The 21,273-nt window shown below is 59.5% G+C and carries 21 protein-coding genes; 7 read left to right on the top strand and 14 right to left on the bottom strand.

Going from position 1 to position 21,273, the window contains the following annotated elements; translation table 11 throughout:
• Positions 1 to 443: 443 nt before the first annotated feature.
• The 11 genes from sstT to QZL71_RS00250 form a co-directional block, all read right to left on the bottom strand.
• Positions 444 to 1,691 carry a serine/threonine transporter SstT gene (gene sstT / locus QZL71_RS00300; RefSeq protein WP_294647366.1) on the bottom strand — a complete coding sequence of 416 codons (1,248 nt, stop codon included), beginning with the start codon at positions 1,689 to 1,691 and terminating at the stop codon, positions 444 to 446.
• 347 nt (positions 1,692 to 2,038) lie between these two features.
• Positions 2,039 to 2,542 (bottom strand): GNAT family N-acetyltransferase, encoded by a 504-nt coding sequence (locus QZL71_RS00295; RefSeq protein ID WP_294647263.1) that lies wholly within the window; start codon positions 2,540 to 2,542, stop codon positions 2,039 to 2,041.
• A 200-nt stretch (positions 2,543 to 2,742) separates the two neighbouring features.
• Entirely contained in the window at positions 2,743 to 3,132 is a 390-nt protein-coding gene (locus QZL71_RS00290) for a helix-turn-helix transcriptional regulator (protein ID WP_097776900.1), read from the bottom strand.
• Positions 3,133 to 3,529: 397 nt separating this feature from the next.
• On the bottom strand, positions 3,530 to 4,198 hold the full coding sequence (gene phoU / locus QZL71_RS00285; protein WP_120080404.1) for a phosphate signaling complex protein PhoU: 669 nt from the start codon (positions 4,196 to 4,198) through the stop codon (positions 3,530 to 3,532).
• A gap of 14 nt (positions 4,199 to 4,212) precedes the next feature.
• Positions 4,213 to 4,980, bottom strand: a complete 768-nt coding sequence (pstB, locus tag QZL71_RS00280) for a phosphate ABC transporter ATP-binding protein PstB (protein WP_005943706.1) — start codon at positions 4,978 to 4,980, stop codon at positions 4,213 to 4,215.
• Positions 4,981 to 5,152: 172 nt separating this feature from the next.
• Positions 5,153 to 6,010 carry a phosphate ABC transporter permease PstA gene (gene pstA / locus QZL71_RS00275; protein WP_097774559.1) on the bottom strand — a complete coding sequence of 286 codons (858 nt, stop codon included), beginning with the start codon at positions 6,008 to 6,010 and terminating at the stop codon, positions 5,153 to 5,155.
• Complete coding sequence (pstC, locus tag QZL71_RS00270) at positions 6,003 to 6,914, bottom strand: phosphate ABC transporter permease subunit PstC (RefSeq protein ID WP_097774558.1); 912 nt, start codon at positions 6,912 to 6,914, stop codon at positions 6,003 to 6,005. The genes pstA and pstC overlap by 8 nt, the downstream gene beginning before the upstream one ends.
• Positions 6,915 to 7,248: 334 nt before the next feature.
• Positions 7,249 to 8,142, bottom strand: coding sequence for a phosphate ABC transporter substrate-binding protein (locus QZL71_RS00265; RefSeq protein ID WP_082210864.1), 894 nt, complete (start codon positions 8,140 to 8,142; stop codon positions 7,249 to 7,251).
• A gap of 307 nt (positions 8,143 to 8,449) precedes the next feature.
• A complete protein-coding gene (locus tag QZL71_RS00260; RefSeq protein WP_294647260.1) occupies positions 8,450 to 8,995 on the bottom strand; it encodes a twin-arginine translocation signal domain-containing protein in 546 nt (181 codons plus the stop codon).
• A 122-nt stretch (positions 8,996 to 9,117) separates the two neighbouring features.
• Positions 9,118 to 9,717, bottom strand: coding sequence for a GNAT family N-acetyltransferase (locus tag QZL71_RS00255; RefSeq protein WP_120019986.1), 600 nt, complete (start codon positions 9,715 to 9,717; stop codon positions 9,118 to 9,120).
• Positions 9,718 to 9,881: 164 nt separating this feature from the next.
• Positions 9,882 to 11,348 carry a PTS transporter subunit EIIC gene (locus QZL71_RS00250; RefSeq protein WP_249235354.1) on the bottom strand — a complete coding sequence of 489 codons (1,467 nt, stop codon included), beginning with the start codon at positions 11,346 to 11,348 and terminating at the stop codon, positions 9,882 to 9,884.
• 318 nt (positions 11,349 to 11,666) lie between these two features.
• On the opposite strand from QZL71_RS00250, the gene prmA reads away from it, so the two are divergent.
• The 3 genes from prmA to QZL71_RS00235 are packed head-to-tail and all read left to right on the top strand — an operon-like array spanning position 11,667 to position 13,704.
• Positions 11,667 to 12,581 (top strand): 50S ribosomal protein L11 methyltransferase, encoded by a 915-nt coding sequence (prmA, locus tag QZL71_RS00245; RefSeq protein WP_005943732.1) that lies wholly within the window; start codon positions 11,667 to 11,669, stop codon positions 12,579 to 12,581.
• A 9-nt stretch (positions 12,582 to 12,590) separates the two neighbouring features.
• A complete protein-coding gene (locus QZL71_RS00240) occupies positions 12,591 to 13,334 on the top strand; it encodes an RsmE family RNA methyltransferase (protein ID WP_118527577.1) in 744 nt (247 codons plus the stop codon).
• Positions 13,335 to 13,338: 4 nt separating this feature from the next.
• The gene (locus QZL71_RS00235; RefSeq protein ID WP_294647259.1) at positions 13,339 to 13,704 is read left to right on the top strand and encodes a hypothetical protein; all 366 of its coding nucleotides are present in this window, start codon (positions 13,339 to 13,341) and stop codon (positions 13,702 to 13,704) included.
• A 113-nt stretch (positions 13,705 to 13,817) separates the two neighbouring features.
• On the opposite strand, the gene QZL71_RS00230 is transcribed toward QZL71_RS00235, so the two are convergent.
• On the bottom strand, positions 13,818 to 15,428 hold the full coding sequence (locus QZL71_RS00230) for a phosphoenolpyruvate--protein phosphotransferase (RefSeq protein ID WP_294647257.1): 1,611 nt from the start codon (positions 15,426 to 15,428) through the stop codon (positions 13,818 to 13,820).
• Positions 15,415 to 16,605, bottom strand: a complete 1,191-nt coding sequence (locus QZL71_RS00225) for a patatin-like phospholipase family protein (RefSeq protein WP_223388362.1) — start codon at positions 16,603 to 16,605, stop codon at positions 15,415 to 15,417. Before QZL71_RS00225 ends, QZL71_RS00230 begins: the two co-directional genes overlap by 14 nt.
• A gap of 146 nt (positions 16,606 to 16,751) precedes the next feature.
• Here QZL71_RS00225 and QZL71_RS00220 point away from each other — a divergent pair, with 146 nt between their 5' ends.
• Together QZL71_RS00220 and QZL71_RS00215 are read left to right on the top strand one after the other, a co-directional pair.
• Positions 16,752 to 17,402 carry an HAD family hydrolase gene (locus QZL71_RS00220; RefSeq protein WP_120080426.1) on the top strand — a complete coding sequence of 217 codons (651 nt, stop codon included), beginning with the start codon at positions 16,752 to 16,754 and terminating at the stop codon, positions 17,400 to 17,402.
• A gap of 188 nt (positions 17,403 to 17,590) precedes the next feature.
• Positions 17,591 to 18,577, top strand: coding sequence for a glycosyltransferase (locus QZL71_RS00215; RefSeq protein ID WP_154260086.1), 987 nt, complete (start codon positions 17,591 to 17,593; stop codon positions 18,575 to 18,577).
• A gap of 53 nt (positions 18,578 to 18,630) precedes the next feature.
• Here the strand turns inward: QZL71_RS00215 and QZL71_RS00210 are convergent, their stop codons facing one another.
• Positions 18,631 to 19,353, bottom strand: coding sequence for a LytR/AlgR family response regulator transcription factor (locus tag QZL71_RS00210; RefSeq protein WP_154255750.1), 723 nt, complete (start codon positions 19,351 to 19,353; stop codon positions 18,631 to 18,633).
• A gap of 108 nt (positions 19,354 to 19,461) precedes the next feature.
• Between QZL71_RS00210 and QZL71_RS00205 the strand changes: the two genes are divergently transcribed.
• Both QZL71_RS00205 and QZL71_RS00200 read left to right on the top strand, forming a co-directional pair.
• Positions 19,462 to 20,334, top strand: a complete 873-nt coding sequence (locus QZL71_RS00205; RefSeq protein WP_097774548.1) for a glycosyltransferase family 2 protein — start codon at positions 19,462 to 19,464, stop codon at positions 20,332 to 20,334.
• Between the two features lie 14 nt (positions 20,335 to 20,348).
• Complete coding sequence (locus tag QZL71_RS00200) at positions 20,349 to 21,254, top strand: glycosyltransferase family 2 protein (protein WP_291012500.1); 906 nt, start codon at positions 20,349 to 20,351, stop codon at positions 21,252 to 21,254.
• Positions 21,255 to 21,273 lie beyond the last annotated feature (19 nt).

Here is a 21,273-nt window from a genome sequence, read left to right as displayed (position 1 = left end):
GACTGCCCTCCGCTTTGCTCTGCAACGGCGACGACCGCTGCCTGCGGCAGAAACAAGGAGGAGCCGTTGGGGCTGCGGCCTGCTGGGTGCGAGTGCCGCCTAAGGCACGAAGCAGACACAGGGAGCCGCAACCCGAATATCTTCAGCGGAAATTTTATTTTTATTATTACAGAAGAGCAGCGGCTGCGGCCGCTGCTCTTCTGTTTTTTCACGGGAGGGGCCGTAATGAAAACGCCCTGCTGCCCGTTACATCTTTTCCCGTAAAAAGCGAAGGGGCTGTTGCCAAGAACTCCCTCAGTCACGGCTTCGCCGCGCCAGCTCCCTCACGGAGGGAGCCTGACATGACGGTAAGCTGTGAAGCCTCCCTCATTGAGGGAGGTGGCATCGCGTAAGCGATGTCGGAAGGAGTTTGGCAACAGCCCTTTTCTATATTTTTAAATTTTTCAGTTCTTCTTACCGGTCAGGAACTCCGGCAGGGACTTGCCCTGCTTGCGCCACTGATGGTACTCGGCGGTGGCAGCGAACTCCACGTCACCGGCAGAGTTCAGGGCAGTCTCAACAGAGTCCTGCACCACGCCGATGATGAAGCCGACACCCACCATCTGCATGGCGACATCGTTGGAGATGCCGAACAGGGAGCAGGCCATGGGGATCAGCAGCAGGGAACCGCCGGCCACGCCGGAAGCACCGCAGGCACCCAGAGCGCTCATAGCGCTCAGCACGATGGCTGCAGGCAGAGACACCTGAATGCCCAAGGTGTTAGCAGCGGCCAGCGTCATGATGGTGATGGTGATGGCGGCACCGTCCATGTTGATGGTGGCGCCCAGCGGGATGGAGACGGAGTACATATCCTTGTCCAGACCCAGCTTTTCGCACAGGGCCATGTTCACGGGGATGTTGGCGGCGGAGCTGCGGGTGAAGAAGGCGGTCAGGCCAGACTCACGCAGGCAGCGGAACACCAGCGGATAGGGGTTGCAGCCCAGATAGATAAACATGATGAGGGGAGAGACGATGAGGGCCATGAACAGCATGGTGCCCACCAGCAGGGCCAGCAGCTTGCCGTACTGGGTAAAGATGGCAAGGCCGTTGCCGGAAACATTGGTGTAGACCAGGCCCATGATACCGAAGGGTGCCAGATTGATGATCCAGCGCACGATCTGGGAGACCGCATCGGCGGTGTTTGCCATAAAGGTCTTGGTGGTGTCAGAGCCGATCTTCTTCATAGCCACGCCGAACATGCAGGCCCAGAACAGGATGCCGATGTAGTTGCCGCTCATGATGGCACTGACGGGGTTTGCCACAAAGTTGGTGAGCAGAGTGCCCATCACTTCGCCCAGACCCTGCGGCACCACGTCCGACTGGGCAGCGTCTGCCAGCACGACCGTGACCGGGAACATAAAGCTGGTCACCACTGCGATGGCCGCAGCCAGAAAGGTGGTGAGCATGTACAGCCAGATGACCGTGCCGAAGCGGCGGTCCAGCTTGGAAGAGCCCTGTGCCAGAGCACTTGCCACGATCACGAACACCAGCACCGGGGCGATGCCCTTCAGTGCGCCAACGAACAGGTTGCCCAGTTCACCCACCCAGCCTGCACCGGGGGCCACCAGAGCCAGCACCGCACCGATGATCAGACCGACCAGAATGCGAACGATCAGGCTGATGCCGTTGTAGCGGGCAACTGCCTTGTTCAACGTTTTCATATAGACACTCCTCTTTCCTATTGTACGCCAATGGCGCACAGCTTCCTGTCTCTTACACAAGGACGGGTGTTATTATAGCACATACGGCAGAGAAATGAAAGCGTTTTCAGACATTTTTCGTTCACAAATTTGCATTCAGGTCGGTGCCCATGGGGTTTTTCTGTCGATCTGTATTTATAGCAAGGACAGGTTTGGCCATTCGCGGCTTTGTTCTCTCCGTCACCGTCGAGCGGCGCAGGGCGGAGCGAGCGGGGGCAAACAAAAAAGCCTGCGTGCGCAGTCCTGCATGGCAGGCTCTGCATCCGCAGACCGGGGCTCTTTGGGGGTGTATTCTGTTTTCAACCCAGCGACTGGGTGGGGGCAAGCTTCTGGTAGGCAAAGCGGGGCGAGCCGTCTGCCACATGGATGACACCGCAGCGGGTAAAGCCGTTCTTTTCCAGCAGATGCTGCATGATCTTGTTGTCGGCGTGGGTGTCGGCACGCAAGCTCTGGCAGTGCTCCATGCTCCAGTCCAGCACGGCCTTGCCCACGCCCTTGTGCTTTCCGGCCGATGCCAGACGGTGCACCGTACCATAGGGCAGGGTATCGTCCAGCCACTGGCCGTCCTCAATAGCGGCGTAGGTGGGGTCCGCCCCCAGAATAAATGCAAACACGGCCTCGATCTGGCCGTTGACCACATAGAGGAACAACCGGTTCGAGTCGATATCCTCTTCCAGCAGTTCCTGCGGCGGGAAATTATCCCCCCACTGGGTCGGGTTGCCGGATGCCTTCATGACTGCACGTGCATGGGCATAGATCTTCAGGATCTGGGGCAGATCCCCTCTCACTGCTCCACGAAACATTCATTCCACCTCGTCTTTTCTGCGCTGCGCTCGGTCCGGCACAGCACTTTGAGAATTGTTCTTATTGTACTACAAATTACCATAAAAATCCAGTTCCCGCACCAAAGTACCTTAAAATGCTCCAAAACGGCAAAAAGCAGGGGCTGCTGCACTTTCGGCTAAAACGATGTGCAGCAGTCCCTGCTTTTAGAGCAAGTACCTTATGCGCTGGCGCGGCCATGGCCGGTGCGCACCAGCCGGTATTCCCGCGGGCTGAGACCATACCGCTCGTGGAACAGGCGGTAGAAATAGCTGGTGTTCTCGTAGCCCACCAGAGAAATGATCTGCTGGATGTTCATGTCGCTGCGGCGCAGCATGCGGGCAGCGGTCTCCATACGGTGCTTTTGCAGCAATTCCTTATAGGTGCGTCCGGTCTGGGCACGCACGCACTCGCTGACATATGCCAGCGAAACGCCGTACTCCCGTGCCACGTTGGAAAGGCTTGCTTCGCGGTAATTCTGGGTGATCTCTTTGAGTGCCGCCTGCACCAGTGCTTCGCGGCTGACCGTTCCGGCCCTGACTTCCGGCAGGATAGGATTCGTCTGTGTCATCTGCGTTTCCTCCGTAAAGGGTGCGGCGGGCGGGGACTGGGGGATGTCGGACGCCCGCCGCACAGGGAATGGCGGCTCCTGCCGCCCTACACCTCAGATACGAACCGACGCACCGGAATATTGCAGAAAGCTAAAAAATTTTTAGTCAATTTTCGTTGTAGGAGTCAGACCCCTCTCAGTCACGCCTGACGGCGTGCCAGCTCCCCCGAAGGGGGAGCTTTATCGGCACGAACCGGTAGATGCTTAAAAGCTCCCCCTTCGGGGGAGCTGGCGAACGCAGTGAGCCTGAGAGGGTTTTCGTCTTACAGAAAAAGACCGCTTCCGCACCGGGCAGAAACGGCCTTTTTCAGGAGAAATAAAGAAAACACGAACCCTCAAAAATGAGGAAGGGAAATGCTCAGAACATGCTCTCGTCCTTATAGCGGCCGGTGCGCACGAACTGCACCCACTCGGCCACATTCACGGCGTGGTCGCCGATGCGCTCCAGATACTTAATGACCATCAGCAGGTCCAGCGCTGCGTCCACCTTGCCGGGGTCTTCGGCGATCTCCTGCGCCAGCTGATGCTTGATGGCATTGAAGTCGTAATCCACCGCGTCGTCTGCGGCGATCACCCTGCGGGCGGCATTTTCGTCCTCTGCCGTCAGGGCATCGAGGGCATCCAGGATCATCTGGTGGGCCTTTTTGCCCATGGCAATGGCCTGACTTACCGCCGGGTCGCCCTCTTTGCGGACGGTGACAAGGTGGGGGATGATCTCGGCGATGTCGGCGGCATGGTCGCCGATGCGCTCAATATCCGTGACCACCTTCATGGCAGTGGAGATGCGGCGCAGATCGCCTGCCACCGGCTGCTGACGCAGCAGCAACGTCATGCAGCGGTGCTCGATATCCCGCTCCATATTGTTGATGCGGGCATCCTCCTTCACGATGGCCGCAGCCGCATCGGCATCAGCAACGCAGAGCGCTTCCAGAGCGTTCTCCACGGCATCGGCAGAGTTGCGGCCCATTTCGGTCAGCGAATTTTTCAGCGATTCCAGATCGGTGTCGTACTGTTTACGGATACTCATAGCTGTTTCCTCCTTTAACCGAACCGACCGGAAATGTAGTCCTCGGTGCGTTTATCCTGCGGTGCGCTGAAGATCTGCGCCGTGGGGCCCACTTCCACCAGCTCGCCCAGCAGGAAGAAGGCGGTGCGGTCGCTGATACGGGCCGCCTGCTGCATGTTGTGGGTAACGATGACCACCGTGTAGTTCTTCTTCAGCTCACTCATCAGCTCCTCCACCTTCATGGTGGAGCCGGGGTCCAATGCGCTGGTGGGCTCGTCCATCAGCAGCACTTCGGGCTTCACCGCCAGTGCGCGTGCGATGCACAGACGCTGCTGCTGGCCGCCGGAAAGGCCCAGCGCGCTCTTTTTCAGGCGGTCCTTCACCTCGTCCCACAGGGCCGCGCCCCGCAGAGAGCTTTCCACCAGCTCGTCCAGCTCGGCCTTATTGCGCACGCCGTGCAGCTTGGGGCCGTAGGTGATATTGTCGTAAATGCTCATGGGGAAGGGATTGGCCTTCTGGAACACCATGCCCACCCGGCGGCGCAGGTCGGTAAGCTGCATTTCCCGGGCAAAGATGTCCTCGCCCTTGAGCCGCACATCCCCCTCGATGCGCACATTCGGCACAAGGTCGTTCATGCGGTTGAGGGTTTTCAGAAAGGTGGACTTGCCGCAGCCGGAAGGGCCGATAAGAGCAGTGATCTCCCGCTCGCCCACGTCCAACGAAATGCCTTTCAGCGCCTTGAAGTCGCCGTACCAGAGGTTCAGGTCTTTTGCCGATATCACCGGCACATTCGTGTTTTCCATAGAGTACCTCATTGTTGAATTTCAACAGGAAGTTTACCGTTTCGACCCTTCCCGTGAAAAGGTAGATTTGAAAAATCCGCAGATTTTTCAAATCTACGAAATTAAAAATAATTTTTCCGCGATTCATGGCCAGAGCGAATGCGGAGGCCATTTTGAACAGTAAAATCAAATTTTACTGTTTCTGTTTCAGCTTGGTCTTTGCCAGCCGCGCCGCAAGGTTGATGGCCAGCACCAGCACCAGCAGCACCGCACCGATGCCCCATGCGGAAGCGAAATCGCCGTCCTCAAAGGCACGCAGGTACAGCAGCACCGACAGGGTGGCACCGTTGGAGGTGTAGGCTTTGGCCACGCTCTTGGCAATGACCTCTGCGGCACCGGCGGTGAAAAGCAGGGCGGCACTTTCGCCCACGATGCGGCCCACGGCCAGAATGCAGCCGGTCACGATGCCGTCGATGCTGCAGGGCAGCACGATGGTGCGGATGATGTGCCACTTGCCTGCACCCAAGCCCATGGCGCCCTCCCGGTAGCCCTGCGGCACCGTCTTGAGGGATTCCTGCGTGGTGCGGATGATGGTGGGCAGGTTCATGACCACCAGCGTGAGTGAACCGGACAGCAGACAGGTCTGGAAGCCCAGCGCCTGACTGAACACCAGCATGCCCACCAGACCGTAGATGATGCTGGGGATGCCCGCCAGCGTTTCGTTGGTGAACTCGATGACCTCGATGAGCCGCCGGTTGGAGGCATACTCGGTCAGGTAGACCGCCGCGCCCACGCCCAGAGGCAGTACGATCAGTAATGTCAGCACAATGACATACAGTGTGTTGAGGATGGCAGGCAGGATGCCGTCGGTCTTTTTCAGCACACTGGCAGTGGTAGAAAGGAACTTCCAGCTGATGTGGGGGATGCCCCGCACCAGCACCATGCCTATGATACCGGCCACCAGAACCATCACCAGAACGGCACTGGCCCAGACCAGTGCGGTCATGACCCGGTTCCACATCTGACGGGAAGGCGAAAGGCCCTTATTCATCGCGGCTTCCTCCCTTCAGCACAACGTTCAGCACAACATTGATGATCATGATAAAGACGAACAGCACCAGCGCGATGCTGAACAGCGCCTGCCGCTGCAGACCGCCGGCATAGCTCATCTCCTTGGCGATGGCGGTGGTCAGGAATGTGACGCTGCGGAAGGGACTGTCCGGCATGTTGGGGCTGTTGCCTGCCACCATCATCACCGCCATGGCCTCGCCGATGGCACGGCCGATGCCCAGAACAATGCCTGCGGCAATGCCGCTTTTGGCTGCCGGAATGCTGATCTTGAACCATGTTTCGGTGTCGGTGGCACCCAGTGCCAGACTGCCCTGCTCATACTCCGGCGGCACGGCGTTCAGTGCCGTGACCGACACGGACACAATGCTGGGCAAGATCATGATGGAAAGCACCACGATAGCGCTCAGCAGGCAGGCACCAGAAGCCTTGCCGAAGGTCTTTGCCACGGCGGGCACCAGCACCTGCATGCCCAGCAGGCCGAACACCACGCTGGGGATGCCGGACAGCAGCTCGATGGCGGTGACCACCACGGTGCGCAGCTTGGGGTCGGCGGCCTTGGAGAGGAACACCGCCGTCAGCAGGCCGATGGGCACACCGATGATGGCAGCGCCCAGCGTGCCGTAGATGCTGGACAGGATAAAGGGCAGGATGCCGAACAGCGGCTGGGCTGCCGTGGAGGCCCACTTTGTGCCGAACAGGAATTGGAACAGGCCGATCTTGTGGATGGCCGGCACGCCGGAGATCACCATGTACACCGAGATGAGCACCACGCAGCCCACCGCCAGCATACCGCACAGGAAGAAGATGAAGTTCATCACCGCTTCCAGCCATTCGGCGGGGGTGCGGGGCAGCCGCACCCGGCTCAGATAGGATTTTTTGTTCATAGCTGAAATCCTTTATAAAAGCCGCGTCGGCCCGCAGAAACGGCAGCCCGACGCGGCGGGGTATTTTGTGAACGGCCTCGCCCTCTCAGTCTCGGCACTTCGTGTCTCGACAGCTCTCCCAAAGGGAGAGCCTCTGGCGAAACCAGAGACTTTGCATGGACTGCCAAGGCCTCTCACTTTGATAGACTTCCCCCGGCCGGGACAGATTCTCCCCGCGCCGGGGAGAAATGTCACCGTAGGTGACAAAGAGAGGAGCAGATGTCGCGTGAGCGACAGAAAGGGGAACGAGGTGGCATTGCGCAAGCAATGACGGAGAGGGCGAGCCCGCTAACCGTTACTCGTTCACCGGCACAGCGCCTGCGGTGCGGATGAGGTCGGCAGCGTCCTTGCTGGTGGCAAAGTCCACAAAGGCCTGTGCCTGCTCCGACAGGGTCACGCTCTTGTTGGTGACGAACACGAAGGGACGCTGGATCTTGTAGCTGCCGTCCTTCACGGTGTCCTCGCTGCACTCCACACCCTCCACGGTGACCATGGCGACGGTGTCGCCCACAGCGGACAGGGAAGCGTAGCCGACGGCCAGAGGATTGGCCTCCACAGCGCTGATGACTGCGCCGGTAGCGGTCAGCTCCTGTGCGTACTTGCAGCTGTCCTTCACGTCCACGATGCTCTCAAAGCCATCGCGGGTGCCGGAACCAGCCTCGCGGCCCACCAGAACGATCTCGCCGTCGTCGCCGCCCACATCCTTCCAGTTGGTGATCTCGCCGGTGAACATCTGCTTCAGCTGGTCCACGGTCAAGTCTGCCACCTTGCTGGCCTTGTTGACAACGATGGCGATGCCGTCCAGAGCCACGGTGGTGCCGTCCACGTCGTTCTTCTCGTCGTCCTTCAGGGCGCGGGAGGACAGGCCGATGTCCAGCGTCTTATCGGTAGCACCGGTGATGCCTGCGCCGGAACCGGTGGGGTCGTAGCTGACGGTGACACCCGGCTCCACCTCGGCAAAGCCCTCGGTCAGGGCAGCGATGACGTTCTTCATAGAGGTAGAACCGCCGGTAGCCACATTGCCGGACAGGGTGCCTGCAGCGGTCTCAGCAGCGGCAGAAGAAGAGGTGGACTCCGCAGCAGAGGATGCCACAGTGGAAGAGGCCGCGCCGCCGCAGGCGGTCAGAGCCATAGCCGCAGCAGCAGCGCCGCAGACAGTGATAAACGAACGACGAGTGATCTTTTTCATAACCCTTTTCCTCCAATAAATGCCGGAACGCCGTTCCGGCCGATGTTTTCTTGTGTTTTCCTTGGGAACGGCCTTATTGTACCGCACCGCCATGCGCGCTGCGACCATGTACGCGCAAAATGGAGGTAAAGCTTTTGCACAGGCTCCGGCGGCTGTGTCAAGCCTGCGTAAAGCCGGCATGAAAAGCCTATACTCAAATTTTACAAACAGGATAAATATGCCGAAAATGCCATTTTCCGGCTGGGCAAAACGACAAAAAGCCCCGGGCACTCTTTCAAAGAATGCTCGGGGCAAAAGGGTCTGCGGGTCAAACCGTGGTAAGGGAAGGCAGAGTCTTGGTGGCTGCATAGCCGCCATTCTTCTTGACAAGGAACAGCGTCTCGCTGATGCCGTTGATGACGATCTTCAGCACCGCAGGCTGACCATTCCGGTAAGCTTCCTTGATTTCTGCATCGGGGAAGTTCAGCCTCAGATCTTTTTCCTCTGTGGCAAAGGGCTTGCCCAACAGCGTGTCGGAGACAAAGAAAGTCCCGGCGGGGGATACCTGCTTCAGCTTTGCTTCGCCCACGAAAGCTTGGAACATGTCGCCGTACTGTCCGCCCTGCCAGCTGCCGCCGCCGGCGTCATAGCGCAGTCTCACCTTGCCGGTGATGGCACCCTTGTCCGTGCCGGATTCCGTGCCCAGATCCACATCCAGACCAAAGACCTTCACGGTGAAGGGTCCGATCTGGACCTCGTCGTCTGCCAGCTGACCGCTGCCGCCGCAGCCGGTCAGCACGCCGGACAAAGAGATTGCTGCAGCCGCAGCTGCTGCGCTCTTCATAAAGGTACGCCGGGTCATTTTTTCTGCCATAACATTGCCCTCCTCTAAAAGCGTTTTTCTGTGCTTTTAGCGTACCACTTTTGGGGAGTCTGTCAACAAAAATATGACAAAAAGGCGCTCTGTACACATAATTTGCACAGAGCGCCTTCTGCTCAGCAGTATTTTGTTCCGTCCGGGCAGTAGAACTGCACGTACTTCTGCCACTCGGTCTCGCTGATGGTGCGGCGGTAGCAGTCCACCAGTGCATCCACGGCCTGCCGGTCCGCAAAGGTACCGGCACCCGGGCAGTCCAGCACCAGAATGCGGAACCATGCATCAAACAGGTGCTCGGTGAAGCCGGTGTCCCGCGCGCCGCACCGGGCATAAAAGCCCAGCCGCCGCACAGCCATAGCTTCGTCCTCCGCCTTATCCGGGCATTCGGCCTCAATGAGGATGGCCTGCGCACCGCGCTCGTGCTGCGGCAGGTCGGCCAGCAGCTGCGCGCCCAGCCCTGCAGCACGGTATTCCGGCAGCACGGCAAAGTAATCCAGCTGGCTCACCCTGCTGCCTGCCGGGCGCACCATGAGCAGGTACGCCGCCAGTGTTTCGCCGTCGAACACGCCCCATGTGTGGGCTGTGCCGTCCGCTTCGCTGTTCAGGATCATGCTCAGGGGCTTTAGCTCCGTGGGCGGAAAGTCCCGCCGCATTTCGTCCAGATAGACCCGCGTCAGTTCTTTTTCGTTCAGTTTCCGCCAGCTGTACACTTTGCTCATGGTTTTTCCTCCCGTATCTGCCTTTTGAACCAGTATAGCACACTCCGCGCGGGAACGCAAAAAGCCGCCGGGAGCGGCAGGCTCTGCCCTTCTCCCGGCGGCTTTTATGGGAATGCAGGAGCAACCAGTCTCCCGCACAAACTCCGTTCAGAAAGCTGTGTGCGTTACAGCATCTTCTTCAGCTCGTCGTACACGAACTGGACCTTGGTGCCGATGATCACCTGGCAAGCGTTCTTGCTGGGGCGGATGACACCGGCAGCACCAGCGGCCTTGACAGCCTTCTCGTCCACCTTGGCGTTATCCTTGACCTCAAAGCGCAGACGGGTTGCGCAGTAACCAACTTCCTTCACGTTCTCCTTGCCGCCGACAGCAGCCAGAACAGCGGAAGCGACTTCGGTATAGTTGTTGTTTGCCAGAACGACCTTCTTCTCGGCCTCTTCGTCCTCGTCCTCACGGCCGGGGGTCTTCAGGTCGAACTTGGTGATGGCAAAGTAGAACACTGCGTAGAACACCACGAAGGCTGCGATGCCCAGAGGAATGATCATCCAGGTCTTGGCAGCTGCGGGCAGGGAAGCGGAGAACACCAGGTCGGTGGCACCTGCGGAGAAGCAGAAGCCGGCACGGAAACCGGAGTAGTAGGTGATGACGGTAAAGATGCCGTACAGAGCAGCGTACACAACGTACAGGGGGAAGCACAGGAACATGAAGCCGAACTCGAAGGGCTCGGTAACGCCGCAGACGAAGGCGCAGATTGCAGCGGACAGAACCAGGCCGATGGCAGCCTTCTTGTTCTTAGCGGTCTTGACCATAGCCAGAGCAGCGCCCAGGACACCGAACATCATGCAGGGGAAGAAGCCGGACATGTACATACCAAGGCTCCAGCCCACATCAGCAGAGGTCTCGCCAGCCCAGAAGTGGCTCAGGTCGCCCAGACCGATGGTATCGAACCAGAACACGTTGTTCAGAGCGTGGTGCAGGCCGGTGGGGATGAGCAGACGGTTCAGGAAGGCGTAGATGCCGGCGCCGATGCCGCCCATGCCAGCGATGCCGTTGCCGATTGCGACCAGAGCGTCAAAGATGACGGGCCAGACGAACAGCAGAACAACGGACACCAGAATGGAGATCAGACCGGTAGCGATTGCAACGAAGCGCTTGCCGGAGAAGAATGCCAGCCAGTCAGGCAGCTGGATATCCTTGAACTTGTTGTAGCAGGCAGCGCCCACAACAGCGGCCAGAATGCCGATGAAGGAGTTGCCGGCGACCTTCTGGAAGGCGATGTAGGTAGCAGTGCCTTCTTCCAGGTGACGGACCATGCCGACCACACCGGGGTTCAGCAGCTGCTGCATCATCAGGAAGCTGACCAGACCGGCCAGACCTGCGGTACCGTCGTTGTCTGCAAGGCCGACAGCGGCACCAATGGCAAACAGCCATGCCATGTTATCGATCAGAGCGCCGCCTGCCTTGACCAGCAGGAAGCCAACGGTGTAAGCTGCACCGGAGGTTGCAGCACCGGGAACGCCCATAACGCCCGGAGCAAGGGCATAACCGAGGCCCATCAGGATACCGCAGATCGGCAGGACCGCGACGGGGAGCATCAAAGCTTTGCCCAGTTTCTGGAGATACTTCATCATAAAGCACATTCCTCCTTAAGAAATGTTTGTGTTTACAGACGCCTCTGGTTGCAGGCCGTCCATAATTCCGTAATAGAATAGTAACATATTTCCGCAAAAAAAGAAAGTCCCTTTCGCCTTTTTTCTATCAAAATGCATCAAAAGTCCTCATTTTGCCGTTTTTCAGTCGATAATTTTTGGGTTTTCCTCACAAGGGTCGTCTTTGTGTTGAAAATTCCTTTCTTTTTACGTACATTTTGCCCAAAGGCTTGCATCCCACAGCCGAATCGGGTACTATACTATTATAAGAAAAGCGGGAACCCGAAGGAGGTTTATTTTATGGAATGGACTGATATCCGCCTGACCGTGGCCAAGGCCGACGCCGACAACGCCGAAGCCGTTGCCACCATGATCGCCGAGGGCGGCATCTATATCGAAGACTACAGCGACATCGAGCAGCAGGTGGCCGAGATCGCCCATGTGGATCTGATCGAGCAGGAGCTGCTGGACAAGCCCCGCGATACCGTTATCATCCATATGTATCTGGAGCCGGGCGCTTCCCCCGTGGAGACGCTGGCCCTCATTGCCGCCCGCATGGAAGCTGCAAACATCGCCTACACCGTGGAGACCGAGGGCGTGGAGCAGGAGGACTGGCAGAACGGCTGGCGCAAGTATTATCACCCCCTGGAGATCGGCAAACGTCTGGCGGTGGTGCCCTCGTGGCAGCAGTACGACACCGACCGGGTAAAGCTGATCCTTGACCCGGGCCTTGCCTTCGGCACCGGCGGCCACGAGACCACCAGCCTGTGCATGGAAGCGCTGGACGAGCGGGTGACCGGCGGCGAGCGGGTGCTGGACATCGGCACCGGCAGCGGCATCCTTGCCATTGCGGCGCTGAAGCTGGGCGCTGCTGTGGCCGAGGGCGTGGACATCGACCCTGTGGCCGTGCGCACCGCAGGCGAGAACGCCGCGTTGAACGGCGTGCAGGACAAGCTGACCGTGCTGGTGGGCGACCTTTCCGATAAGGCCAGCGGCAAATACGACATCATCACCGCCAACATCGTGGCCAACGCCATTCTCAGTCTGGCACCGGCTGTGCCCGGCCTGATGGCAGAGGGTGCCACCTTTATTGCCAGCGGCATCATCGACAGCCGCAAGGACGAAGTGATCGCAGGTCTGGAAAAGGCCGGCCTTGCCGTTGTGGAAGTGAAGGAGAAGCGCGGCTGGGAGTGCATCGTCTGCAAGAAAGCGTAAGGAGATTTTATGCCGCACCGTTATTTTACCACCGAGATCTCTGACGGCACCGCCACCCTGCGCGGGGCCGATGCCCACCATCTTGCCCGTGTGATGCGCGCAAGGCTGGGCGATACTGTCATTCTATGCGACGGCAATGCCGTGGAATACACCGCCACCATCACCGGCTTTGGCGATGAGTGTGTGGAGTTCCGGGTGGAGCCGGGCTATCCCAGCGCCGCCGAACCCAGCGTGGAGGTCACTCTGCTGGCCGGCTACCCCAAGCAGGACAAGCTGGAGCAGATCATCAAGCACGGCGTGGAGCTGGGCGCAGCCCACATCGTGCCCTTCTTCAGCCGGTATTGCGTGGCGGCCCCCAAAAAAGAGGAGCAGAAGAACGAGCGCTACAACCGCATTGCAGCGGAAGCCGCCAAGCAGTGCGGCCGCGGTGTTCTGCCGGATGTGGCCCTGCCGCTGGCAAACTTCGGGACCGTGTGCCGCACCTTTGCACAGTACGACCTTGTGCTGTTCTGCTACGAGTGCGGCGGCGCGCCCCTGCGCGACTTGCTGGCCGCAGCAAAGCCCGCCGATGGTGAAAAGCTGAAAATTGCCATCGTGACTGGTGCCGAGGGCGGCTTTGCCGCCGAGGAAGCCGAGATGGCCGCAAAGGCCGGTGCCAGAACGGTGGGCCTTGGCCCCCGCATCCTGCGGTGCGAGACCGCCCCGCTGGCCGTGCTTGCGTCCGTCATGACCCTGACGGGAAATCTGGAATAATGCTTTGTGCTGCCAGTACATCACCCAGCGGGATGATAAGGACATCTACGTGCAGGATGAGCGGGGCGACATCAATCAGCGTGAGGATCCCAACATCGTCCTGACCACCAAAGACGAGACCACCGGCAAAACCAAGACCACTTCCAACACCGTCACCATTACCGCCGAAGACGGCAACACTGCCAATGTGACCCTGCAGGATGTGCACATTCAGCCAGACTCCAAGGGGAGTTCTGACCCCGCACCCATCGAGATCAAGGGCAACGGCAACACTAACCTTGAGCTGAACGGCGATAACATCGTTCTCAGCGGCATGTTCCTGCTGGCCGCAGGCTTTGTGCTGGACCGCAAGAACCGCCGCATGAACTGAGGAACCATTTTTAAAAGCCATCTCCTCCTGCTGTGCATTCCGCAAGCTGCACGGCAGGTTTCCCAAACAAAGGGGGCTGCTGCACACATCCATGCGTGCAGCAGCCCCTGTTTTTATTTGATCTCTGCTTCCAGCAGAGCTTTCTTCACATTCAAAAGGTTCTGCGGACTCACCGAGAAGCTGCGCAGGCCCAGCTGCAAATACTGCACCGTGTTGGCCGGGTTGCCCACCGCAAGGCCGCAGATGGTCACCGGCACATTGCGCACCTTTGCGGCATCCAGCACCATAGTGATAAGCTTTTTCATGGCGCTGCTGGCCGGGCGGTAGTAGTGCTCGGCGCTGGCAAGCTCACGGTCTGCCGCGTGGGTGTACTGGGTCAGGTCGTTGGTGCCGACCACAAGAAAATCGACCCCGTGCTCTACAAATTCCTCAGCGGTCAGGCAGGCAGCGGGTACGCTGAGCATCACGCCGAACTTTGTATCTTCGTTGAACGCCACGCCGCGCTCCCGCAGGTGCTCGCGGCAGCGTTCCACCACACGCATGGCTGCGTCCCAGTCCTCCACATTCGTCACCATGGGGAACATCACCCGCAGTGGGCCGCGGGCGGCGGCGCGCAGCAGCGCACAGAGCTGCGTCTCGAACTGGTGGGGCTGGCGCAGACTGTTGCGAATGCCCCGCAGGCCAAGCTTGGAAGACTGCAGGCCCTGATAAGCGTCGGAAATGGTGCGGTCTGAGCCAAAGTCGAAGGTGCGCACCGTTACCGGGCAGCCCTTGGCGGCAGCAAGACAGGAGCAGTAGAAGAAATACTGTTCCTGCTCATCGAGGATGCGGCCCGGCAGCATCATGTAGCCGGTGCGCAGCAGGCCCACGCCCTGTGCGCCGGACTGCATGGCCGTGTCGATGTCCTCCGGCCCAAAGCAGTTGGCCAGCAGCTCAAAGGGCTGGCCGTCCTTTGTCCTGTTGGGCAGAGCATGCAGCTGCCCCATCTCTTTGTTCTCCCGCTGCAGCTCGCAGATGCGGGTCTCGGCCTGCTGGCGGGCGGCAGCGTCCGGGTCCAGCGTGCACTGGCCCCCGGTGGCATCCAGAATCACGGTGCGGCCGTCGCAGTCGTCCAGAAAATCCCGGCCCACCTGCACGATGCCCGGGATATTCATTGCCCGGGCAATGATGGCTGCGTGGCTCTGGCCGCTGCCCTCGGCGGTGATGATGCCTAAAATCATGCCGGAGGGCACGCTGAACAGGTCGGTGGGCATCAGCCGCTCTGCCGCAAGGATCACCGGGTGATCCAGCGCCAGCCACATGCGGGGGCGGTTGGTGATGATGTTGATGACCCGGCGGCTTGCGTCGAGGATATCCACACTGCGCAGCTGCATGTAAGGGTTGTCCTTCATGTTGGCCAGCTGGTCGGCGTAGCGCTGGCCCACCTGATTCATGGCCGCTGCCGCACCAATGCCTGCATTGATGCAGAAGCGCACCTCGTTCATCATGCCCTCGTCGTCCAGCATCATGCTCTGGAACTGGAAGATGGCCTGCTCGCTGGGTGCGGCACGGTCTGCCATGGATTCCAGCTCGTCCTGCGCCGTGCGGATGGCATCGGTGAGCAGCTGCAGCTCCCGGGACGGTTTAAAGGGGCCCACGGTCGTGGTCTCCACATGGTGCTCCAGACGGCTCACCTGCCCCAGCACAAGGCCGGGAGAAGCGCAGGAACCTTTATACACTTTCATGTTCGGTCACCTCCGGCAAAAGCTCGGCTTCCGGCGTGGTCAGGGTGCGCCAGACCAGCGCCTGCAAAAAGGTATTGGGCAGCAGCGCGGCCAGTGCGGCCCGCGCCGCATCGGCACTGCCCTCAAACAGCGGTGCAAAGCTCTGCATCCGTGCCTGATCGCACTTTGCAAGGAATGCATCGCACAAAGTATGGGTGGTGTAGTAATGGGCCGGATCCACACCGGCATCTTCCGCGGCGGCTTCCAGCGGGGCAAGGTCGGCATCCTTCATCTTGGCCAGCAGCAGGGCCGCATCCGCCGTCAGGGTGACCGGGTATTTCTCCCGCACGGCCTTTTGCACCCGCTCAAATTTTGCGTGGAACGCAGCAGCGTCCGCGCAGCTCTGGGCATCACAGGAGACAGCATAGGCACACCCCCGCAGATATCCCATAGCGCGGCGGGTATCATAGTAGCCCAGCTCGATGTTGCGGCGGGCGGTGTCGGGGTCAAAGTGCAGGATATCGCCCAGCTCCCAGTAGCTGCGCACCATCACGGTGGGCAGGCCGGTGAGGTTGGGGCGGGTAATGCCCACGCCTTCCAGATCGACGCACACCAGTTCATCCGCGCCCATGCGTTTGGCAAGACCGGTGGGCATGTTGTCGCTGTAGCCGCCATCCAGAAACTTGACCCCGTCGATCTCCCGCGCACGCAGCGCCGGGAAGCAGGCAGCGGAGGCCATCAGGTAGTCCTTGACCTTTCCTGCCGGGATCTCGTCCAGCGTCAGCTCCCGGGGCTTTAAGCCCCGCTGCTCCACCGTGACAAGGCCGAAGCGGATGGGAGCCGCGCGCAGGGCATCCTCGTCCAGAACCCGCTCCACGATCTCTTCCAGCGGGGTCACATCCATGCCGCCGGCTTTCACCACGCTGCGCAGGAACTGGTGCAGGGCCGAAAGGTCGGCATCCTCCTCCGGCAGCTCCATCACATCCTTGCTGCGGATGGCCAGCCACATATCGCGGGCCGTCTCGTACTGGTCCAGCACGAACATGGCACCGTTCAGGCTGCCAACGCTGGTGCCGGTAATGATCTGCGGGTGCCAGTCCAGCTCCATCAGCGCGCGCCACACACCCACCTGATAGCTGCCCCTGGCTCCGCCGCCCGCCAGCACCAGAGCTTTGCACGGCGCTCTGCGATCATCCATTGCATCCGCCTCCTTTGATCGTTTCCGGTTTTGTTCAGATTATAGCATATTTCCAGAGAAATTTCTTCCGTTTTTTGTAAATTGATGCCTTTCTCCCGGCAAAGAAACATGGTATACTTGTCAGGATTTCAAAAGGAGGCATTCTCATGCACTGCAAGCAATGGATTTTTGATATGGACGGCACCCTGACCGACAGTATGACCGTGGTGTGGGAGGGTGCCCCCGACGCACTGCTGCGCCGCTATGGCCGCACCCCGCGGGGGGATCTGCGCGCCACACTGCTGAACATGGGAATGCAGGAGGGCGCACAGTATCTTATCCGGGAGTACGGCCTGCCGCTGACCGAGGAAAGCTATTTTTCCGTGATGCGCGAGGTGATCGCCGAATTATACGAGACCGTGGAGCTGAAACCCGGCGTGCGCACGATGCTGGCAAAGCTGCAGGCCGAGGGCGCACGCATGTGCATCTGCTCCAACACCTGGGCCGAACAGTGCCGCACCGTGCTTACCCGGCTGGGCATCGCGCAGTATTTCTCCTTCATCGTGGAAGCGCGGGGCGTGCTGCACAAAAGCCACCCGGAGGTGTTCTTTGAGTGCATGAGCCGTCTGGGCGGTGCAGATCCCGCCGCCTGCGCCGTGTGCGAGGATGCCGTATACGCCGCCGCCACCGCCCACAAGGCCGGGTATTACGTCATTGGCATCGCAGACCGCACCTCTGCCGCCGACGAGCCGGAGATGCGCCGCATCTGCAGCCAGTTCGTGCCCCGGTGGGATGCGCTGGACTGGACACGTGTGTAATAAAAAAGGGCCGCAGCGTGCGGTTCTTTTCTTTATCTGATCCTTCTTTGCTCTTGCATTTTGTTTGCAAGAAGAGTATGATATTATAAATAGGACTGCCCCAAGGGGGAAGTGTCCTCATTTGTGAGAATACACTCTGTGATTTTCAATATAAAGGTATAATATCCGTAAAGAGGAGACCTTCCGTCATGAACAACCCACTCGTCAGCATTATCGTGCCTGTGTACAACGTGCAGAATAGTGTTGCCCGCTGTCTGGAGAGCATTTGTGCCCAGACATGGAAGGATATCGAGGTCATTCTGGTCAACGACGGGTCCCGGGACGAAAGCTTTTCCATCTGTGAGCAATTCCGTGAAAAGGACCCCCGCATCGTTCTGGTGGACAAATCCAATTCCGGTGTGTCGGAGACCCGCAACTGCGGCATGTCCCTTGCAAGGGGCAAGTATGTGCAGTTTGTGGACAGCGACGATTATCTCGACCCTGATTTTACCGAGCGGCTGGTGACTGCCGCCGAAGCGAACAACGCCGATCTGGTCATTGCACCTTACTGGATGGTGATTCCCGCCAACTCTTCCAAGGCCACGCAGGCACTGGAAAACCTGCAGGAAAACCTTGGCATCGATACCGAGAAAAAGCCTGATGATATCCGTGAATACGGCTTCCTGCCCGAGGGCATCTACGACCGCGATACCTTTGCCCTGCGCCTGATGGAGAAGCCCGCATCCTTCTTCTACAGCGTGCTGTGGAACAAGCTCTACCGCCGGGATATTCTGGCAGACCATCATCTTCAGTTCACCAGCGAGGTGCGCTGGGCCGAAGACCTGGTTTTCAACCTGGAATACATTTTGTACGCCAATGTTTTCGTATCCATTTCCAAAGCGGGCTACCACTATGTGCAGAACCCCCAGAGCATCTGCCACACCCAGATCAATCTGGCTTCCATCGTGCAGAACAAACTGCAGGTGTTCCGCTATTACAAGGAGCTGTACACAAAGCTGGGCCTGTACGATCAAGTGCAGCCGCAGCTGTATAAATTCCTGACCGCGTTCTCCGAGAACGCCTATCCCTCCGGTTCTCCCCAGAAGATCATCATGGACATGGCCAACCACTGGGGCTTTGGTGTTCTGGATGCTTCCGACAAGGAAAAGAAACACAAAACCGAACCCGATGCCTGATCTCCGGGCACGAAAAAAAGAGCCGTGAAAGCGGCTCTTTTTTGTTTGCCCTTTTACCGGTCGATCCAGCTGCGGAAGGCTTCGCGCACTGCACCCTCCCGTCCGCGCGGGATGGGGATGCGCGCACCGCTGCACATCTGCAGCTCGCCCGCCGTCAGCAGCTGTGCCGCCGCCAGATTGACCACATAGGAGCGGTGCGGCTGCAAAAAACGCCCGTCTTCCAGCAGCGGCTTTGCTACCTCGGCAAAGGACACCCGCAGCGAAAGGGACACCACATCCTCGCCGCTGAGCAGATGGAAGTGCACCACATGGTGGGTGCACTCCAGATATTCGATCTGCGCATAGGCCAGCGCCCGCAGGCCTTCGGCGGTGACAACGGTCATTGCCGGGCCGTACTCCGGCTCTGTGGCGCGGGCAAGCAGGGCCGAAAGCTCCTGCTGGTGCACCGGCAGAAGCAGATACTGCATGGCATCCACCCGGAAAGCACTGTAGGCGTGGGCCGGTGTGCGGGCCGCAAAGGCCAGCGGAGCCCTGCGGCCCCGGCGGCGCAGCTCCGCAGCCGCCGAAAGCCCTGCCGGGGCCGCTACAGCGCCCAGCTCGATGAGATACAGGTCAAACCGTTCTCCCTCGGTGTCCCGGCGCAGCAGCGCATCTGCATCCGGCAGCTGCTGCACGATGCACGCATCCTGCCGCCGGGCAAAATATTCCATGCACTGGCGTTCCAGCCCGCTGCGCAAGGCCGCGTCCGGGCTGCATACCGCAATGTGAAATACCATCTCACATTCTCCTTTCCGCCAGCCGCCCGCCTTGATTTTTGCGCAGGGCTGGAGTATGATAAATAAAACTTTGCTGCATCGAAAAAAGAAAAAACGGAGGGACCCGCCATGCCGCAGCCGCTTGTCAGCGTTATTGTGCCCGCCTATAACGCGGCGGGCTTCATCTCCCGCTGTGTGGAGAGCATCACATCCCAGAGCTACCCGGAGCTTGAGATCCTTCTGCTGAACGACGGCTCCACCGACGACACCCTTGCTGTCTGCCGGAAGCTTGCTGCCGCCGACAGCCGCATCCGTGTGGTGGACAAGCCCAACACCGGCGCAGCAGACACCCGCAGCTGCGGCCTTGCCCTTGCCCACGGCGAATACATCCAGTTTGCGGACAGCGACGATCACCTGCTGCCGGGCTGCACCGCAAACCTGGTGGCTGCTATGCAGCGCAGCCATGCCGACCTTGTGCTGGCTCCCTACCGGATGATGGTGCCCCGCAAGGATGGCGGCTATGACACCCGGGAGTACAGCCTGCTGCCCGCCGGGGTGTACAACAAGGTGGATTACCTGTGGCAGCTCACCGGCAATGCCGCTGCCTTTTACTACGGCGTGCTCTGGAACAAGCTCTACCGCCGGGATCTCATCCAGATGGCGCACATCCGGTTCGAGCATGTGGTATACGCCGAGGACCAGCTGTTCAACACCCGGTATCTGCAGGTGGCACAGCGGTTTGCCGCCATCGACGAAGCCGCCTACTGCTACATCCAGAACCCGCAGAGCGTATGCCATACGCAGGTGAGCGCGGCGGACATGCTGCGCCACCGCAGCCGGATGTACCACACCTACAAGGAACTGTGCATCCAGCTGGGCGTGTACGATAAATTCCGCCTGCGGCTGCACGGCATCTATCTGAGCCTGTTTGAAAGCCCTCTGCCCAACGGCCCGGTGCAGAAGCTTTCCGACGCATTTGCCCGCACCCACAGCCGCATCTGAGAAAAGGAGAACCTATGGAATTTCCCCTTGTAAGCATCATCGTGCCCATGTACAACACTGCCGGGTGCATTGCCCGCTGTGTCAAAAGCATTTGCGCCCAGACTTATAAAAGCATTGAGATCCTGCTGCTGAACGATGGCTCCACCGACGACACCCTTGCCGTCTGCCGCGCCCTTGCCGCCAGCGACCACCGCATTGCACTGGTGGATAAAACCAACACCGGCGCAGCGGATACCCGCAATCAGGGCATTGCGCTGGCCCACGGCAAATACATCCAGTTTGTGGACAGCGACGACTGGCTGGCCCCCGATTTTACGGAAAAGCTGGTCTCCGCCGCCGAGGCCCACACCGCCGATCTTGTGATCGCGCCCTTCTGGATGGTGTACCCGGAAAACTATGTGGAGCACATCCGCCCATGGGAAAAGGCGCTGCAGCATGTGCTCCAGCGCAATCCGCCCCGCACCCGGGCCTATGGCTATCTGCCTGCCGGGGTGTACACCGGACAGGAGTACGCAAAGCATCTGATCCAGAAACCGAACACCTTCTACTATGGCAGTCCCTGCAACAAGCTCTACCGCCGTGACCTCCTGCGGAAGCACAGTCTCCATTTCCGCAAAGAATTGTTTGCGGAGGATCAGCTGTTCAACACCGAATATCTGCGTTTCGTGCACACTGCCGTTTCCATCCCGGACATCGGCTATTACTACCTGCAGAACGGCCAGAGCGTCTCCCACTCCAGAGTGACCACCGCCGACATCCTTTCGCTGCGGCGGCGGGTGATGCTCCTGTACCGGGACATCTACACCGAACTTGGCATCTACCCGGAAACGCGGGCGGCCATCCTGCGTTCGCCCTTTGGCGAAAACGAGTTCACTCTTCCGCCGCTGGACACCCCACAGACGCACTGCTGCAAGCTGTGACCCTATAAAAAGCACCCGG

This window comes from uncultured Faecalibacterium sp. (assembly GCF_900066275.1).
Taxonomy (GTDB): domain Bacteria; phylum Bacillota; class Clostridia; order Oscillospirales; family Ruminococcaceae; genus Faecalibacterium; species Faecalibacterium taiwanense.
This window is presented reverse-complemented; position numbering and strand designations above follow the sequence as displayed.

Excerpts from the sequence above, each read along its gene's own strand:
- QZL71_RS00295 (WP_294647263.1), bottom strand. The coding sequence starts at position 2,542 with ATGTTTCGTGGAGCAGTGAGAGGGGATCTGCCCCAGATCCTGAAGATC.
- QZL71_RS00290 (WP_097776900.1), bottom strand. The coding sequence starts at position 3,132 with ATGACACAGACGAATCCTATCCTGCCGGAAGTCAGGGCCGGAACGGTC.
- phoU (WP_120080404.1), bottom strand. The coding sequence starts at position 4,198 with ATGAGTATCCGTAAACAGTACGACACCGATCTGGAATCGCTGAAAAAT.
- pstB (WP_005943706.1), bottom strand. The coding sequence starts at position 4,980 with ATGGAAAACACGAATGTGCCGGTGATATCGGCAAAAGACCTGAACCTC.
- pstA (WP_097774559.1), bottom strand. The coding sequence starts at position 6,010 with ATGAATAAGGGCCTTTCGCCTTCCCGTCAGATGTGGAACCGGGTCATG.
- pstC (WP_097774558.1), bottom strand. The coding sequence starts at position 6,914 with ATGAACAAAAAATCCTATCTGAGCCGGGTGCGGCTGCCCCGCACCCCC.
- QZL71_RS00265 (WP_082210864.1), bottom strand. The coding sequence starts at position 8,142 with ATGAAAAAGATCACTCGTCGTTCGTTTATCACTGTCTGCGGCGCTGCT.
- QZL71_RS00260 (WP_294647260.1), bottom strand. The coding sequence starts at position 8,995 with ATGGCAGAAAAAATGACCCGGCGTACCTTTATGAAGAGCGCAGCAGCT.
- QZL71_RS00255 (WP_120019986.1), bottom strand. The coding sequence starts at position 9,717 with ATGAGCAAAGTGTACAGCTGGCGGAAACTGAACGAAAAAGAACTGACG.
- QZL71_RS00250 (WP_249235354.1), bottom strand. The coding sequence starts at position 11,348 with ATGATGAAGTATCTCCAGAAACTGGGCAAAGCTTTGATGCTCCCCGTC.
- prmA (WP_005943732.1), top strand. The coding sequence starts at position 11,667 with ATGGAATGGACTGATATCCGCCTGACCGTGGCCAAGGCCGACGCCGAC.
- QZL71_RS00240 (WP_118527577.1), top strand. The coding sequence starts at position 12,591 with ATGCCGCACCGTTATTTTACCACCGAGATCTCTGACGGCACCGCCACC.
- QZL71_RS00230 (WP_294647257.1), bottom strand. The coding sequence starts at position 15,428 with ATGAAAGTGTATAAAGGTTCCTGCGCTTCTCCCGGCCTTGTGCTGGGG.
- QZL71_RS00225 (WP_223388362.1), bottom strand. The coding sequence starts at position 16,605 with ATGGATGATCGCAGAGCGCCGTGCAAAGCTCTGGTGCTGGCGGGCGGC.
- QZL71_RS00220 (WP_120080426.1), top strand. The coding sequence starts at position 16,752 with ATGCACTGCAAGCAATGGATTTTTGATATGGACGGCACCCTGACCGAC.
- QZL71_RS00215 (WP_154260086.1), top strand. The coding sequence starts at position 17,591 with ATGAACAACCCACTCGTCAGCATTATCGTGCCTGTGTACAACGTGCAG.
- QZL71_RS00210 (WP_154255750.1), bottom strand. The coding sequence starts at position 19,353 with ATGGTATTTCACATTGCGGTATGCAGCCCGGACGCGGCCTTGCGCAGC.
- QZL71_RS00205 (WP_097774548.1), top strand. The coding sequence starts at position 19,462 with ATGCCGCAGCCGCTTGTCAGCGTTATTGTGCCCGCCTATAACGCGGCG.
- QZL71_RS00200 (WP_291012500.1), top strand. The coding sequence starts at position 20,349 with ATGGAATTTCCCCTTGTAAGCATCATCGTGCCCATGTACAACACTGCC.